The sequence below is a fragment of the Aeribacillus sp. FSL M8-0235 genome, from assembly GCF_038000355.1.
Taxonomy (GTDB): Bacteria; Bacillota; Bacilli; order Bacillales; family Aeribacillaceae; genus Aeribacillus; species Aeribacillus composti.
Genome location: NZ_JBBOBW010000001.1, coordinates 662,798 through 679,139 on the forward strand (window position 1 = coordinate 662,798; position 16,342 = coordinate 679,139).

14 protein-coding genes and 1 pseudogene are annotated in these 16,342 nt (G+C 39.9%); 13 read left to right on the forward strand and 2 right to left on the reverse strand.

Annotation, left to right across the window (positions count from 1 at the left end; translation table 11 throughout):
- Nucleotides 1-19: 19 nt before the first annotated feature.
- The 3 genes from NSQ71_RS03330 to NSQ71_RS03340 all read left to right on the forward strand — a co-directional run bounded on the left by NSQ71_RS03330 (nt 20) and on the right by NSQ71_RS03340 (nt 2,527).
- A complete protein-coding gene (locus NSQ71_RS03330) occupies nt 20-607 on the forward strand; it encodes a TetR/AcrR family transcriptional regulator (protein WP_327863938.1) in 588 nt (195 codons plus the stop codon).
- Between the two features lie 255 nt (nt 608-862).
- Entirely contained in the window at nt 863-1,609 is a 747-nt protein-coding gene (locus NSQ71_RS03335; protein ID WP_340732863.1) for a YkgJ family cysteine cluster protein, read from the forward strand.
- A gap of 312 nt (nt 1,610-1,921) precedes the next feature.
- The gene (locus NSQ71_RS03340; protein ID WP_340732864.1) at nt 1,922-2,527 is read left to right on the forward strand and encodes a TetR/AcrR family transcriptional regulator; all 606 of its coding nucleotides are present in this window, start codon (nt 1,922-1,924) and stop codon (nt 2,525-2,527) included.
- Between the two features lie 464 nt (nt 2,528-2,991).
- Here NSQ71_RS03340 and NSQ71_RS03345 read toward each other — a convergent pair.
- Nucleotides 2,992-4,145: pseudogene (locus NSQ71_RS03345) on the reverse strand (IS3 family transposase).
- Between the two features lie 350 nt (nt 4,146-4,495).
- On the opposite strand from NSQ71_RS03345, the gene NSQ71_RS03350 reads away from it, so the two are divergent.
- The 8 genes from NSQ71_RS03350 to NSQ71_RS03385 all read left to right on the forward strand — a co-directional run bounded on the left by NSQ71_RS03350 (nt 4,496) and on the right by NSQ71_RS03385 (nt 12,120).
- Nucleotides 4,496-5,293 (forward strand): ParA family protein, encoded by a 798-nt coding sequence (locus NSQ71_RS03350; RefSeq protein WP_340732865.1) that lies wholly within the window; start codon nt 4,496-4,498, stop codon nt 5,291-5,293.
- Nucleotides 5,277-5,561, forward strand: coding sequence for a hypothetical protein (locus NSQ71_RS03355; protein WP_094245219.1), 285 nt, complete (start codon nt 5,277-5,279; stop codon nt 5,559-5,561). The genes NSQ71_RS03350 and NSQ71_RS03355 overlap by 17 nt, the downstream gene beginning before the upstream one ends.
- Nucleotides 5,562-5,802: 241 nt before the next feature.
- Complete coding sequence (locus tag NSQ71_RS03360; protein WP_094245220.1) at nt 5,803-6,636, forward strand: hypothetical protein; 834 nt, start codon at nt 5,803-5,805, stop codon at nt 6,634-6,636.
- Between the two features lie 724 nt (nt 6,637-7,360).
- On the forward strand, nt 7,361-8,068 hold the full coding sequence (locus NSQ71_RS03365; protein WP_340732868.1) for a FadR/GntR family transcriptional regulator: 708 nt from the start codon (nt 7,361-7,363) through the stop codon (nt 8,066-8,068).
- A 127-nt stretch (nt 8,069-8,195) separates the two neighbouring features.
- The gene (locus NSQ71_RS03370; RefSeq protein ID WP_340732870.1) at nt 8,196-9,449 is read left to right on the forward strand and encodes an enolase C-terminal domain-like protein; all 1,254 of its coding nucleotides are present in this window, start codon (nt 8,196-8,198) and stop codon (nt 9,447-9,449) included.
- A gap of 29 nt (nt 9,450-9,478) precedes the next feature.
- Nucleotides 9,479-10,426 carry a sugar kinase gene (locus NSQ71_RS03375; protein ID WP_340732871.1) on the forward strand — a complete coding sequence of 316 codons (948 nt, stop codon included), beginning with the start codon at nt 9,479-9,481 and terminating at the stop codon, nt 10,424-10,426.
- 11 nt (nt 10,427-10,437) lie between these two features.
- Nucleotides 10,438-11,076, forward strand: coding sequence for a bifunctional 4-hydroxy-2-oxoglutarate aldolase/2-dehydro-3-deoxy-phosphogluconate aldolase (locus NSQ71_RS03380; protein WP_340732873.1), 639 nt, complete (start codon nt 10,438-10,440; stop codon nt 11,074-11,076).
- 33 nt (nt 11,077-11,109) lie between these two features.
- A complete protein-coding gene (locus tag NSQ71_RS03385; protein WP_340732874.1) occupies nt 11,110-12,120 on the forward strand; it encodes a zinc-dependent alcohol dehydrogenase in 1,011 nt (336 codons plus the stop codon).
- 152 nt (nt 12,121-12,272) lie between these two features.
- Here NSQ71_RS03385 and NSQ71_RS03390 read toward each other — a convergent pair whose 3' ends face one another.
- The gene (locus NSQ71_RS03390; RefSeq protein WP_027725928.1) at nt 12,273-13,502 is read right to left on the reverse strand and encodes an IS110 family transposase; all 1,230 of its coding nucleotides are present in this window, start codon (nt 13,500-13,502) and stop codon (nt 12,273-12,275) included.
- 432 nt (nt 13,503-13,934) lie between these two features.
- Here NSQ71_RS03390 and kduD point away from each other — a divergent pair, with 432 nt between their 5' ends.
- On the forward strand, nt 13,935-14,690 hold the full coding sequence (gene kduD / locus NSQ71_RS03395) for a 2-dehydro-3-deoxy-D-gluconate 5-dehydrogenase KduD (RefSeq protein ID WP_340734398.1): 756 nt from the start codon (nt 13,935-13,937) through the stop codon (nt 14,688-14,690).
- 109 nt (nt 14,691-14,799) lie between these two features.
- Complete coding sequence (locus NSQ71_RS03400) at nt 14,800-16,152, forward strand: MFS transporter (protein WP_340732876.1); 1,353 nt, start codon at nt 14,800-14,802, stop codon at nt 16,150-16,152.
- Nucleotides 16,153-16,342 lie beyond the last annotated feature (190 nt).

Below are 16,342 nucleotides of genomic sequence, written 5' to 3' on the forward strand. Positions count from 1 at the left end.
AAGTTCGAGGGGTGTTTTTATGAAGAAAAAAGCAGAAGAAAGGCGAGAACAAATTTTAAGGGCTGCTTTTCAAGCTGTTTCAGATAAAGGGTACGAAACGGTAACATTGCAGGATATTGCTGATTATGCAGGTGTAAGCAAAGGGGTTACGAATTATTACTTTGAAAATAAAGAGGATGTTTTTTTAAGCTTGCTGGAATGGGTGACGGATCGCATTTATCAACATGAGTATAAAGCGGTTAGTAAGCAGACAGCAGCGATAAATAAATTAGAGGCTTATATCCATTCTGTTTTTATCGATCCAAAAAAGAATAAAAAATTTTACAAAGTGTACCTTGATTTTATGGCACAAGCGAGCCGAAATCCACAATATAGACTGATAAATCTCAAGTTTTACGAAAACTGCTGGAAAATCGGCCGCGACATTGTTGCTCTTGGTCAAGAGGAAGGAACGTTTTCAGCTGACATTGATGTCGATACAGCTTCCAAAATGATTCGCTCGATCATCGATGGATGTCTCATTCAGTGGTTAATGCGTGATGAAGATCATCTTCATGAGTTTTATAAGAAAACTTGCTATGAGCTTATTTTGAAATATTTAAAATAAGGAAAGTCTTTTGGGTATGATCTCCTGAAAATAGACATATTCCAGCGCTCAGCACCTGAATGTACTTGAGACAAACTGGGACTGTAACGAATGTTAAAATTATCGAATCATTTGTAGAAAGCGGCTGATTGGAAGCGGTTTGACGGCTAAAGGTGCATTTTGGTTGTTGAAATTTTAAAAGATGTACCTGATGGATTTTTTGCAGGCGATGATTTACGATATTGAAAAGACATTGTTGCAAGGAGTCGAAGTCTTTTGGATAATCGCTTAACCTACGAAGACATGTTGAAAATCTGTGAAACAATTAATATACATTATATTCCGGATGAGCAGCTGTTTTATGACACGATTGATCATATTTTAGAAAACTCAGAAAACGAAAGTGCTTCCGAAATTATTTTAGAAACATTTACAGCACTTTTAAAATTAATAGATTCCCAAATTAAAGAAATTGAAACAAAAGTGAATATACAACCTTCCTGTTTTAAAGGCTGTGCTTATTGTTGTTATTTTCCGATTATTACCACGCGCTTGGAAGCCAAATTAATTTTGCAATATATTCAAAGACTGCCAGAAGAACAAAAACAGGATATTCTTGGACATTTGTTCAATTATTTTGAATTGAACAAGGAGCAACTGGAAAAAGTATGCTCCATCGATTTTCATGAAGATCCTCAATTTAAATTCAAGTACATTTCTGAACAAGTGAGCTGTCCATTTTTAGATCGGTCGTCCAATACTTGCAAAGTTTACGAGGTCAGACCGACTCCGTGCCGCACGTATTTAAATTATTGCCATCCGAATGTGTGTGCGCAATCTTTAATGCCTCGGGAAACCTTCAGCTACGAATTTTTGCATGAATTTTATATGACGGCATTAAATGAGGTGCTTCAAGAGTTTTTATATGAAGATGAAGACTTAGGAATCACCTTTCCAGATGATGTATTTCATATCGATTATTTACCGAAGCTGTTAAAAGAAGAGCTGTGCAATAAGTCTTGAAAAAAAGAAGTCAGATTTTGGACAAATTCAGCTTAGAGAATTTTCTTCATGCTTTGGTGAAAAAATGAAATAGAATTTAGTAAATATTGTAAAAAAACAGAAGGAGCTGTCTTAGAAAGTCAAATCCCTATTGAAAACAAAAAATCATAAACATCGATGATATATCAACGTTTCTAAAACATAAAAGGGGGCCGTCAATAAGCCGAAAAAACGACTTATTAGACAGCCCCATTCTTGAAGAAATATTTTTCTTGATTTTTTTCATACTTTCTGTGAATATAAAATAAAAATATTCATATAAACATAAAGAAGGTGATTCGATGCCCACGTAAATTTCGTGAGGAAGAAAAGGAAACGATACGTCAAACATTATTAGAAACAGCCAAAACAATGTTTCGTCAATACGGGATACAAAAAACAACTGTTGCGGCTTTGACTGAAGCTGCTGGCATTTCACAAGGAGCGTTTTATTTATTTTTCCCCTCCAAAGAAGCGTTGTTTTATGAAGTGTTTCAAATGGAGGAACGAAAATTAAGAGAAATGCTTCTAGTTGAGTGGACAGAGAAGCCGTTAACGCAAGAACGATTGGCAGATTTGTTAGTACAAGCTGTAAAGTTGATCGAACAAGAACCGATTTTGCGCTTGATGATTGATCGAAAAGAATATGAACTTTTAATGCGGAAGTTACCGCCGGAATATGCTGACCAGCATACGACAGAGGATGAAGATGCACTTGTGCCTCTTATTGAAAAATGGCAAGACGAAGGAGTTATGGTAAAAGAAAACCCACGTACAATCGTCGCGGTCATACGCAGCTTCTTTTTGCAGCTTTTGTACCGCGATGAGATAGGGGAGAAGTTTGCCGAAGCGTTAGTGCTTCAAGCGAAATGGCTGGCGAAAGGATTGGTGGAGGAATGATTGAGATCAAACAATTAACCTACACATACCCAAAACAAGCGAAAACGGCATTAAAGGGATTTAACTTTGAAGTCAAGGAAGGGGAAATCGGCCTTTTGAAATAGACATGAATCTCCTAGCAAAAATGGAGGTTCATGTCTTTCGTTATTTTACCAGAGATATCCATGATGATGGCACTGAGTCGGTTGGTCTGAGCACCGTCTCCTTGTTTTTCTAGAATGGTGTATAACGATTGGTTTTCGAGATTTTTGGATCTAAGTCAAATTTTTGGACACAAAAAAAGTTATTTTTTTAATTAAGTGTCTGCCCATATAAGTGTGGTAAGGCAGTGACGCTTGACAAGGAGCCTCTGCGGGCATGATTCTCCTGCCAAGAAGGCAGATGTGTAAAACATCGGCATCGCCAAACAAGGCTATCATGCCCGCCACTCCATGTAAAGCGGGTGCACAATCTCAAGATAGCGATTAGGCGGTACGCCGAATGTAGTCCTCTAGCTCTTGTGGGGTTTTATAGTCAATGCTACTATGAATTCTTTTTCGATTATACCAACCTTCAATGTATTGAAATAAAGCTAATGTAGCTGACTGGTAATCCATATATTTGACGTTTTGTATTTCTTCTTTCTTCAAAATGGCATGAAAAGATTCCATGCACGCACTATCATATGGGCAACCTTTGCGGCTGAATGACTGTTTCATGCCTTTGGATTGAACATACTTAGTAAATTCTTCACTTGTATATTGAGAACCTAGGTCAGTATGAATGATAAGCCCTCTTTCCGGAGTTTGAGTGTCATACGCGTTTGCTAAAGCTTGAATCACCAGATCCGTTGTCATCGTCCGCGAAAAGGAATAACCAATAACCTTTTTAGAATGCAAATCCAGTACAGAAGCTAAATAACACCAACCGTCTTTCACTGTATGGATATAAGTAATATCTGATACCCATTTTTCATTAATGGAATTTGTCGAAAAATCCTGTTCTAATAGATTTTCTCGTTCTTTCACTCTTTGATTACTTGAATATGGACGGTATTTTTTCGAAATGATCGAACGAATTCCAGCTTTTTTCATCAAACGCTGGACTCTTTTTAGGCTCACCAAATAGCCTTTTTTTTGAAGAGTGATATGGATTTTGGGAGCACCATAGCGTTGTTTGCTTTCTGTATGAATTTCTATGATTTTGTCGGTTCATTCCTTGTTTTCCCGGTTACGATTCGACTCAACCTGTTGAAGCGATTGATAGTACGTACTTCTAGGTATTTCGAACACTTTGCAAAGCGTTTTAATGGAATACTGGTCTTTATGTTGATCAATCACAGAAACGAGCTCGTCTTGACTTACTTTTTCGCGAATATGGCCATAGCCTTTTTTAAAATGTCGTTTTCCTCCTGAAGACGACGGATTTCTTTTTGCAGCTTGACAACATCATCCGGAGTGACAGATGTTCCATCTTCCAAATCGATAGGGGAATATTGCTTAATCCATCTGTAGATTGATACATCTGATACGCCATATTCGCTGCATAAATCTTTCACAGAGCTGCCAGTGTTGTAAAGATCAACAACCATTTTTTTGAAGTCTTCATTAAATTTTTTTCCAGTACTATGGTTACCCATAAGGACACATCCTTTCATTTTTTATTATGGTCAGTTATATGAAAATTTAACTTAGATGTGTCCATGGAATTATGCTAGCATCACTTTTGTTGCTACTAGTTTTTGTTTTAATAAAAAGGTATGTAGGGACTATCATTATGGAGTTTGGTTTGTTTACTGTATTTGATAACTACAAAACTGTACACCGGAACAATTTCTTAATGAAGTATTAGAACAAACAGAGTACGCAGAAGAATTAGGATACGATGTTAGTAAAATTTTATAAAGATTGCAGGGTTATCAAAACTTTAGTAGAATAAATCTACAAAGAAAAGAAGAAATGAACGTTGGAAGAAAGGAGGATACGAAGGTTGGCGATCACTATCACCATGGGCATCCAAAAAGGAGGATGCGGAAAATCAACTACCACAGGGGTTTTAGCGTATTTATTAAGCCGGGATGGATACAGAGTGCTTGCGATCGACATGGATTCGCAAGGGAACCTGACCGAGCTGCTTTCCAAGAAACCGGCAAACGAATTCGTAGAAAAATCTGTGCTCGAAGCCATGCAATACCGCGATCCGAAAAAATACATCGTGCAAATCGATGAAAACCTGGACCTATTGCCGGCCAATAACTTCCTAGCGACTTTTCCACGCTGGATTTATACGGGTATTACATATACGGGGGATAGAATCAAATATCATGGAAATCCGAGCTTGGTGCTCGATGAAACTCTGGAGGAAGTACGCAACGAATATGACTTTATCGTGATCGACACCCCTCCGTCCTTAAGCGAACAGACTACCAATGCTTTATGCGCTAGCCAATATGTCGTCGTATTGTTTGAATGCTCCAACTGGTGCTATTCCGCGATTCCAAACTTCATGGATTCTGTAGACGGCGCCAGACGACATGGAAGACACAACACGCGGCTGCTTAGCATTTTACGAACCATGAACGATGTAAGACGCAATGACGCCAAAGCTTTTAACGAAATGATCGAGGAAGACTACCCAAATGAAGTGTTTAAAACCGTCATCACACGCAAAGCCCCGATCGGCCGCTTGTCGCTGTACGGCTTTGATCAAAACAACGAACTACAGCAGGCTTTGGAACAATACGAAAACTTCTATAAGGAGCTGATGGAACGTGTCAAAAGTAGATGACATCAAAAATCTAAAGCGCCAGCAAAAAGTCATTACACCTACGCAAGTTTTAGTAGAACCTGTTGGAGATGAAACCAACGTTTCTTCGAATGAAGAAAACAACCAAGAAAGAAAGGAAGGAAACAAAGTGGAAAGAAAACGCGTATCCTTCGATTTGCGGACGGATTTGCACAAAGAGCTGAAAATGCAATCGATCCTGCAGGAGAAGAATATTTATTTGCTTATTGAAGAAGCTTTAGAAAAATATTTAAATGAGCTTAAAAAATAAAGTAATATGCCCAGCAAAGTGCTGGGTTATATGAAGAAAATTCTTAATTTTACACAAAAAAAATAAAAACTACCTAAAACGGTAGTTAACAGTACTTCGACGGTTTTTCACGCGGAATCCCGAGTTACTCACCGTCTATATTCAATATCTCGCGGAATCCCGAGAGATATTGATGTACCCTTATATTATAATAAGACGTAAGCAAAAGTCAACTTCCAGTTGTAAGGAAGGGTGTTAATTAGTGGGTAAGGAAAAGATAATGATATTTTTTGATGAGAGCGGAAAAGGAAGTGTCAAACCTAATTTGATGGGTGGCTTATCTATTCCGCATGAAATATACTATCAAGATGATTTCCAATTATTAACTCAAAAATTACGGGATGGATTGATTAAGTTACATTTTAAGGGTTATTATGGCGATGCGAATGAAAGGGATAATTTTATTCGTGTTGGAGAAACTTTAGCAAAGTATTCTGAGTTCATCAAAATGATTGTGATTAATTATAATTATTCTGCTCTTGTTGGTGCCACTGAATTAGGAAAAGATGTAGTTGAAGACATGATTTACACAAAGTTTCCCGAAAGAATTCTTTATGGTTTACTAAGAGGATATGGTAAGAACATCGACATAGAAGCGGAAGTGTTAATCGAAAAAGCTAACGAGTACGAAAATCTTAATCTTTTCCAACTTAGAGATAAATACGAACATGACGTTAAATTGAATTTAGATGGTTTAGTAAAGGACTTATTAAATATTCAAGCGCTTTATAGAGGGGAAAATTACGTGATTAACAATTGCAGACTAGTTCCTAAGGGCGAAGAAATCGGAGTAGAAATGACTGACATGCTGTTGGGAATTGTTAGAACAATTATAGAAAACAAGCCATCAATCACTTTAAAACCTACTGCCAAAAATAAATTAACTATGCACTTATTACGAAATCCCGATTTTTGTTCTTTAATACAAAATATAAGATATTTTGAATGGGATCAATCCAAGGAATTACCGGAAGTAAGTTTAACGAGTTACTTGCAGCTATTCATGGCTAAACATTTTAACGAAACACTAAACTGAGTACCACCAAAGCTGGTGGTATTTTTCATTCCACAATTAGCCACTATGTTACATTCGGTTTGGACTCACATTTATATTTGTTTGGTGAAGTTGTGAAGAAGAGGTTTAAAAACGGAGAAAATACCTAAACCAAAACCGAGATTTACCACTTAAAAACAGAGAACAAAAAGCTTAAAACAGCATTACATGAACACATATGATAACGTCCATAGCTATAGCTATACGTAGCGAAGCCGGAAAGCAGTTCACCGCATCGGCGGGAAGCTTTCAAACAACGAATAAAGTATCCATAAAACAATAAACGTTTATGACATCGAATAAAAGAATCAACGTTTATTTCTTCTTTTCTTTCTAACAAGATTTATATATCCTCTGCCAATCAGGTGATTCATCACATAAATAAAGCCCGCGCCGGTCTTCTCGGCTGGCCGCCTCCCTGCCTGTGGCAGTCCGGCTGGAGCCTGCGAAGCCCGGCGCTTGCTCAGCGATTTGCAGGCCGTAAAACACGCTTTTCTTCTCCCATACAGCAATGGTGTGCTGGAAGGTCAAATAAACCGGTTGAAAACTATTAAACGAATGATGTATGGCCGAGCTGGGTAACCAATATATTTTTGCTGCAAGTATTTATTTTTTAAGAAATCCCAAGAAAACGTTTACTTTAGAAAAAGCATATGTTATTATAGATACATAACTTGTAGTACATGTTACAAGAGAGGTAAGGGAATTGGGACTTAAATCGATTGATAAGCAAAGTATAGTAAATTCAGTTTACGAGCAGTTAAAAGAAAATATCATTAATGGTACCTGGCCGCCTGGAAGTAAGATCCCTTCTGAAACACAATTGCAGAAAATGTTTAATGTGAGCCGTGTTAGTATTCGAAGCGCAATACAGCGGCTTAGGGGTTTAGGGATTGTTGTAACTTATCAAGGAAAAGGAACATTTGTTTCTGAAGATATTGGTGAGGTACACATCAATGACTTTATTCCTATTATGCATCTTAGCGAGGAAGAATTTTTAGACATGATGGTATTTCGACAGACAATGGAATATAAATGTTTAGATTTAGCTGTGGCTAACGCAACAAGCGAAGACTTTGAAAATATGGAAGAAATTCTGAATGAAATGCTCCGTTGTAAAGATGATTATAAAAAATATTCAGAAGCAGATTTTAATTTCCATTTAGCTATTGCGAAAGCTTCAAAAAATAAAGTTTTCTATAGAGTGATGCTTTCCATTCGGGATCTTTATTATTATTATTATTTAGAAGAATTAAATCGGGTATTAGGAGTAACATTGGAAAGTATAGAAGCCCATTTACAAATATTCAGAGCTATTCAAAATAGAGATGCTGATACTGCAAAACAAAGTATCAGTAAGGCAATGGAAACTAATAGTGAAATTATCAAAAAATTAAAGGCTTCAAGAAAATAGATTACCTCTTCTTTTAGTGAGGTAATATATTTTTTAAACATAAACTTGTAGGACAACTAACAAGTATCCTCTGAAAATCCCACTTTATAAAGTTAAATACTTTCTAAACTGAGAAGGAGCTGTAAAAATGAACCAATTAAAGATTCAGGATGTAAAAGTAATTTTAACTGCACCCGGTGGAATCGATTTAGTTGTAGTAAAAGTCGAAACCAATGAACCGGGATTATACGGGTTAGGATGTGCTACCTTTACTCAACGTATTTTCGCAGTAAAGACAGCAATCGAAGATTATTTAAAACCATTTCTCATTGGAAAAGATCCAAGAAGAATAGAAGATATTTGGCAGTCTGCAAATGTAAGTGGATACTGGAGAAACGGACCAATTATGAACAATGCACTATCTGGAATTGATATGGCACTTTGGGATATTAAGGGGAAAATTGCAAATCTACCGGTCTATGAATTATTAGGCGGCAAATGCAGGGATGGAATTCCTCTTTACCGCCATGCGGATGGTCAGGATGAAGTGGCAGTTGAAGAAAACATATTGGCGCTTATGGAAGAAGGCTACCAGTATGTCCGCTGCCAAATGGGGATGTATGGTGGAAGCGGAACCACTGATACAAAATTGATTGCAACAATCTATGAAAAGTCTAACAAAATAGTTCCTAAGCGTTCGCCTAAAAATTCATTACCTGGATGTTATTTTGACCCTGAAGCCTATGCAAAAAGCATCGACAAGTTGTTTGACCATTTGCGTTCTAAAATAGGGTATAATATGGAATTTATCCATGATATCCATGAACGACTTCCACCTATTGAAGCGGTTAGATTAGCTAAAAAACTAGAACCTTATCATTTGTTTTATCTAGAAGATCCTGTTGCACCGGAGAATATAGAATGGCTTAAATTGATCCGACAGCAAACTTCTACACCTATCGGGATGGGAGAACTGTTCACTAATGTGAATGAATACAAGAGTTTAATAGCTAATCAGCAAATTGACTTTATCAGATGCCACGTAAGTTTTATTGGCGGTATTACACCAGCGAAGAAACTAGCTGCATTTAGTGAATTATACGGGGTGCGAACAGCTTGGCATGGACCCGGAGATATTTCTCCAGTAGGAGTTGCAGCTAACCTTCATTTAGATTTGAGTACACCGAACTTTGGGATTCAAGAATGGACTCCATTTAATGATGCACTGCAAGAAGTATTTCCAGGCTGCCCAGTGGTTGAAAATGGGTTTGCCTACGTAAGTGATAGACCTGGATTGGGTATAGACATTGATGAAGAGAAAGCGAAGAAATTCCCTGTTACAGGCGGCATCCCTTCCTGGACTTTAGCTCGCACTCCAGATGGAACAGCTGTACGACCATAATCATGGGTAGGTCAAAGGAGTACATAAGGATGGATGTAATAACAATTGGCGACGGGATGATTACATTTGAACCAATCTCAAAAGGCCCTCTTCGATTTGTCAACCAGTTTGAAAGAAAAATTGGTGGGGCCGAGTTAAACACGATATTAGGATGTACTCGCCTCGGCCTTTCGACTGGGTGGATCGGTCGTCTTGGCCAAGATGAGTTCGGACGTTATATTATTAACACAATACGAGGTGAAGGGGTAGATACATCAGAAGTGAAATTAGTGGAAGGGTACGCAACATCCCTCAATTTTAAAGAAGTATTTGAAACAGGAAAGGGAAGAACGTTTTACTACCGTAATCCGTCACCTACGGAAACTTTGACTCCGGAATTGCTGCCAGAAAATTATATAAAACGATCCAAAATCTTGCATGTGACGGGTGTGTTTCCTGCAATTCACCCTCAGAACCGGGCTGTTATTTTACGGGCACTTCAAATTGCGAAGGAAAATGGTGTGAAAATTTCATTTGATCCGAATATTCGTCTTCGTTTATGGTCCAAAGAAGAAGCAAGGGAAACGATTTTAACGTATTTGCCTTATGTTGATTTCTTATTGGCTGGTCGCGAAGAATTGGAAATTATATTTGATTCTAGTGAAGACCATGAATTGATTCATTCTCTTCATCAATTTAATTTTGAAAGCGTTGTTATGAAAGATGGAGGCAACGGTTCATATGCATTGGTCAACGGGGCTTGGAAACATGCACCAGGTTTTCGGGTAGAAAAAGTTGTAGATACCGTTGGAGCAGGTGACGGATTTAATGCCGGATTTTTATACAGCACGCTTCAGGGATGGCCGATTGAGAAATCACTTGAATTTGCCAATGCAATAGGTGCAATGGTGGTGCAAGTAAGAGGTGATAATGAAGGACTTCCTTATCTTGAAGAAGTGAACCGGTTCTTAGGAGTAGAAGAAACGATCGAAAGGTAGGTGGGATTTAAATGATTATTAAACAACTATCGACAGTTCCTCTTGTACCGGTATTACGTAATGTACCGTATGCTAAGAGTTCTTGCATCATTAAAGCACTTGTTGAAGGTGGCGCTCGTTCCATAGAAGTGACAATGGAAACAGACTTGGCAGAGAAAATGATTGAGGAAACAGCCGAAGCTTACAGAAACCGGATTCTGGTAGGTGCGGGAACGGTTTTAACTGTAGATGAATGTGAGCGAGCGATTAAAGCAGGAGCTCAATTTATCGTTACACCTGTACTTGATGAAGAGGTAGTTCGGTTTGCAATGAAAAAGGAAGTACCTGTTATCCCTGGAGTTTTTACACCAAGTGAAATGCTGAGGGCGGTGAACCTTGGAGCCCCCATGATAAAACTATTCCCTGCCTCTGTTCTGGGACCGGCGTTTATTAGAGATGTAAAAGGCCCCCTTAGTCATATTCCCATTATGACAACTGGTGGAATTACACTCGATACTGCTAGAGATTTTCTGGATGCAGGTGCGATTGCAGTTGGTGTTGGAAGTGCACTGCTGCGTAAGGATTTAATAGACTCAGAGGATTGGACTCAATTAACAAAGGAGACTCGTAGATGGCTTGAAAAATTAAATATTTCAAGATCTACGATATAAAGTTATTAAATAATGACAAAGGAGTGAATTTGAATGAAAGTAGGAACATATGTAGGTCCGATGCAGGTAGAAATGACAGAAAGAGAAATACCAGTTCCAAAAGAGGATGAAGCATTAATTAAGGTTTCCTACGGAGGAATATGTGGGACAGATATGATGATTTATCATGGATTGCATCCGAGAGCAAAGGCCCCATTGATAATGGGACATGAGTTCAGTGGGGTTGTTGCAGAAGTGGGAGAAAATCAACATGTGAAAAAGGGTGATAAAGTAGCGATAGAACCCCTTTTAAGTTGTGGCATATGTGAAGCATGCAGAAACGGGCAAATGAACGTTTGCAGGACCTTAAGATACATCGGAATCGATAAGGATGGAGGATTTGCTGAATATGTGGCCATTCCTATTAATAGACTACGCATATTGCCAGAGTCTGTTACAGAAAAAGAGGCAGCAATGCTTGAACCTTTGGCTGTGGCCATTCATACCGTTCGACGTTCGAGGCTGAAAGTCGGTGATACGATAGCCATTCTAGGAGCGGGGCCGATCGGGTTGTTAATTGGCATCATTGCTGAACATGCCGGTGCAGGAAAAATCTTCATTTCCGATGTTAGTTCTATGCGACTGCAAGTTGCACAAGATTTAGGTTTTGAAGCGATAGATGCGAGAAATTCGGACATTGTCCAAGTTGTAAAAGATTATACAAACGGGGTCGGGGCTGATGTTGTTTTCGAAGTAGCAGGCACTCAGATTACAGCTAACCAAATGATTGATTGTATTAAATTCCAAGGTGAGATTATGGTTGTGAGTGTCTATAAAAATCCTCCTACTGTTCAACTGGCTAATATGCATTTTCGTGAGATTTCCTTAAAAACAACCCGATGCTATAGCCCTGAAGACTTTACGAAAGCGATTGAGTTACTCGAACAAAACAAAATTAATCTTGATCCATTGGTTTCCCATGTTCTTCCTTTAGAAGAAATTAAGAAAGGTTTTGAATTAATGAAAAACCCTGACCAGTCATTAAAAATTTTATTTCGACCTTAAGTCCTGCGGTAATATGTCAAGGTGAAAAATCATAGAAATTGGAAATTCCCTTGTCCGATGATCCGAAAAAAGGCAATACTGAAGAAACCCAGTATTGGTACATGTAATAAACTGGGTCTAAAGGTTGATATTGGTATACCAGATCGATCCTCTTATCGATCTTCCCCCTTTCTTGGCGTGTAGATTTGACCGTTGCGTAGCAGCGCATCGATCACACGCACGAGTTTTCTAGCGGTGAGGACGAGGGCTCGTTTATGTTGGTGTTTGGGCACTTCCTCATACTTCTTCCGGTAGTACGCACGAAACGTCGCATCATGCCGTTGCACCGAGTTGGCAGCCTCCACTAGGTAGTAACGGAGATAGCGATTGCCGGAACGAATGAGGGAGGTGTCCTCGGCTTGAAAACGGCCCGATTGGTGCTTGGACCATGTCAAGCCGGCATATTTTGCCAAGGCGGCCTGGTTGTGAAACCGCTCGATTTGCCCGATTTCGGCCAGGATGCCTGCGGTATAAACCGGTCCGATGCCTGGGATGGTTTGCAGTGTGTTCGGAATGCCTTCAAGATGGCGGGTAATGGCTTTATCGAGCTCTTTGAGCTGCGATTGCAGGCTGCGGATTGATTGAATCGACAGCCCTAACAGCAAGTCGATGGAATCCTCGACACACTTGGACAACCGATACGACGAACGGGCCGCCTTTTGAATCGACTTGGCGATGCATTCCGGATCGGCAAAGCGATTGCGCCCTTTTTGGCGCAGGAAGTCGGCCAACTGCTTGACATCCATTTGGCAGATGTCATCGAGGCTCCACGACTCAAGCAGCAGTTCGAGAATGGCATGTCCGAAGATCGAACTGTCCACCTCTTGGGTAAAGGAACTGCATTTGTAAAACAAGTGCTGGAGAAAATACTGTTTCTCACGGGTTAACTGGTGGACGAGATGATATCGCATGCGTGTCAGTCGCTGAAGCGCGAGAAACTGCTCCTTGAGGACAGCCGTCATCTTCAGACGGCCGAAGCGAAGCCGATCCGCAATGATCCAAGCATCGATGTCATCCGTTTTCTCCAAGTCGACATAGGCTTCTTTAAACTTGCGAATGAGCTTTGGATTGATCGTAAACACCTTGACGTTCCAAGCCTGCAAGGCCTCCTGCTGGTGGAAAAACATAGCTGGATGCCAACTGTAGACCGAGGTGGCTTCCATCCCGATCAGAATTTCGGTTGGCTTTCGCTTGTTAGCCCACAGGAGGATTTGATCCCGAAGGAAGGTGGCGCCCAGAAGATGATTATCCACTTTGAAGCGTGCGCACGTATTTCCTTCATGATCCATAATGCAGGTGGCTAAGTCGCGTGAGCTCACGTCGATCCCGACGTAGAGTTTCATGAGATCACCTCCTATTGTTGTAGGATCGAGGGGTAGGACTCTTCGGGATGCCCCCGGATCGCGCCTGTTGACCAGTCACCCTCGCATATGAGAACTCACGTTGGACCATGGGCTGCCCTGGAAGCTGCTCCTTCCAGCATGGGGAAAACCAACGGGAACAGCCTGCGGGTTAGACGTCCAAACAGGGGCCGAGGAGACAGACTTTACAAGTAGTCAAAGCTACAGGAGTGAGAAGAGTATCCCCGATGATCCTAAGACCATTATCCAGGAACATTGCGAAAAGTCCAACCCCGGTACGCTCAACCCTTTGTGGGAGGGGCGCGCCCCTCCCACAAAGGCAACCACCCAAGATATGCGATTGTCAAGGAGCGTATCGGACTGGAAATTCGATAAAAAAACTTTCTGAAACTTAGTATACGAGGAGTGATAATGATGAAACAAGCATTTGATTTAACCGGTAAAGTTGCAGTGGTAACAGGGGGATCTCGTGGTATTGGCAAGGGGATTGCTATTGGACTCGCAGAGGCAGGAGCAAATATAGTATTAGTGCAACGTTCTAATGATACATCTACACAAGAGGAAATTAAGGCGTTAGGCGTTCGTTGTGAGATTATTCATTGTGACTTAATCAATCTGGAAGATGTGAAACAAGTTATTCCAAACGCAATCGAAACTATGGGTTCTGTAGACATTCTCGTTAATAATGCAGGTATTCAAAGACGCTCTCCGGCAGTAGATTTTTCAGAACAGGATTGGGATGATGTTCTAACAGTAAATCTTAAAGCGGTATGGATACTTTGCCAACAAGCTGGAAGACATATGGTAAAGAGAAAGAGCGGGAAAATTATCAATATTGCCTCTCTTATCTCTTTCCAAGGCGGTATTTTAGTCCCAGCTTACGCTGCAGCAAAAGGCGCAGTAGGTCAACTGACAAAGGCCCTTGCGAACGAATGGGCTTCACAAGGGGTAAATGTAAATGCCATTGTTCCTGGTTATATTGCGACAGAAATGAACACAGCCTTAATTGAAGACCCCGTTCGAAGCAGACAGATTCTTGAGCGAATTCCTGCAGGGCGATGGGGAAATCCAGACGACTTTAAAGGACCAGCCGTGTTCCTGGCATCCGATGCATCCAATTATATTCATGGTCATTTGCTTGTGGTTGATGGCGGATGGTTAGGACGTTAATGATAAATGAATGAGAGATTAGCAACTTAATAGTATGACTATTCAAACTTTTTAAATATTTTTAGTACAAAGGGGTAGGGCTATAGATATGAAAAAGGGGGAGACTAGTATGAGTTTGGTGAGAAATGACATTAATCAAATGGAAACTATTCCGTCTGCTAAGAAAACAAACATTCGCTGGATGATTGTAACCATGTGTTTTATAGTGACTACTATTAACTATGCAGACAGAGCTACCATATCTGTTGCAGCTGCACCTTTACAAAATGATTTAGGTATAAATGCTGTCACGATGGGATATATCTTTTCTGCTTTTAGCTGGGCTTATGCACTTGGACAAATTCCAGGTGGATGGATACTAGATAAATTCGGAACAAAGAAAATTCTTTCCTGGAGCTTGTTTCTGTGGTCTTTATTCACTTTATTACAAGGATTTGTCGGATTTTTTAGTACTGCTACAGCAATTGTGATGTTATTTGTACTTAGATTTATCATGGGTCTGGCTGAAGCACCATCGTTTCCTGGCAATAGCCAAGTTGCGGCCTCCTGGTTTCCGGATAATGAGCGTGCTACTGCATCTGCCATTTTTAGTGCATCCGCATTTGTAGCCATCATTATTTTCAACCCATTTATGTCTTGGATTACACAATCCTTTGGTTGGGAATATGTCTTTATTGTAATGGGTGTACTAGGCATACTCATAACCTTTCTTTGGTTAAAAGTCATTCATAGCCCAAAAGATCATCCACGTGTCAATCAAGCTGAACTGGATTATATAAAACAGGGCGGCGGTCTGTTAGAAATGATGGATAAGGGTGCTAATAAAGAAGCTAGCAAAATTAACTGGTTCCATATTAAACAGTTGCTTCGAAGTCGTATGTTAGTAGGGGTTTATATTGGTCAATATTGTATTTCAACCCTTACATATTTCTTTATGACTTGGTTCCCGGTTTACCTGATTCAAGAACGTGGCATGTCTATTCTTGAAGCCGGGTTTGTAGCTGTTCTACCTGGTCTAAGTGGTTTCTTAGGTGGAATTTTAGGGGGAGTTTATTCCGATTATTTGTTAAAAAAAGGGAAATCCCTTACATTTGCTCGAAAAACTCCCATTATTATTGGGATGATTCTCTCATCAACTATGATTATTTGTAATTATACGGATATGGAATGGCTGGTAGTTGGAATTATGGCTCTTGCCTTCTTCGGGAAAGGATTCGGACAGCAAGGATGGGCCGTTATGGCGGATACTTCTCCAAAAGAAATGGGCGGTATCAGTGGAGGATTATTTAATACATTTGGTAATATTTCTGGTATTACAACACCGATTATCATTGGATATATCATTAATGCAACAGGCTCTTTTAATGGCGCACTAGTCTTTGTAGGACTCAATGCGGTTGTTGCCATGATCAGCTACTTGTTCATTGTTGGTGAGATTAAACGTATTGAACTAAAAAATTAAAAAGATCAGATGTAAATTAGTAACTACTCAGCCCTCTAATAGAGCTTGTTTTTGAAGCTAGCCCAAAGAGAGGTTTTTCAGGCGCGAAAAACCTCTGGCGGGCGGCATCCCTCTTAGGAAAACAAATCATCCGTGTGTCCTTGAAGCAGCTGCTCAAGGGTGTCAGCGATCGGTTTGTTCTGTTTTTGGA

Bases quoted from the DNA above. Each gene is read 5' to 3' on its own strand.
- NSQ71_RS03385 (WP_340732874.1), top strand. From the start codon at position 11,110: ATGAAAGTAGGAACATATGTAGGTCCGATGCAGGTAGAAATGACAGAA.
- NSQ71_RS03330 (WP_327863938.1), top strand. From the start codon at position 20: ATGAAGAAAAAAGCAGAAGAAAGGCGAGAACAAATTTTAAGGGCTGCT.
- NSQ71_RS03380 (WP_340732873.1), top strand. From the start codon at position 10,438: ATGATTATTAAACAACTATCGACAGTTCCTCTTGTACCGGTATTACGT.
- kduD (WP_340734398.1), top strand. From the start codon at position 13,935: ATGAAACAAGCATTTGATTTAACCGGTAAAGTTGCAGTGGTAACAGGG.
- NSQ71_RS03370 (WP_340732870.1), top strand. From the start codon at position 8,196: ATGAACCAATTAAAGATTCAGGATGTAAAAGTAATTTTAACTGCACCC.
- NSQ71_RS03400 (WP_340732876.1), top strand. From the start codon at position 14,800: ATGAGTTTGGTGAGAAATGACATTAATCAAATGGAAACTATTCCGTCT.
- NSQ71_RS03390 (WP_027725928.1), bottom strand. From the start codon at position 13,502: ATGAAACTCTACGTCGGGATCGACGTGAGCTCACGCGACTTAGCCACC.
- NSQ71_RS03375 (WP_340732871.1), top strand. From the start codon at position 9,479: ATGGATGTAATAACAATTGGCGACGGGATGATTACATTTGAACCAATC.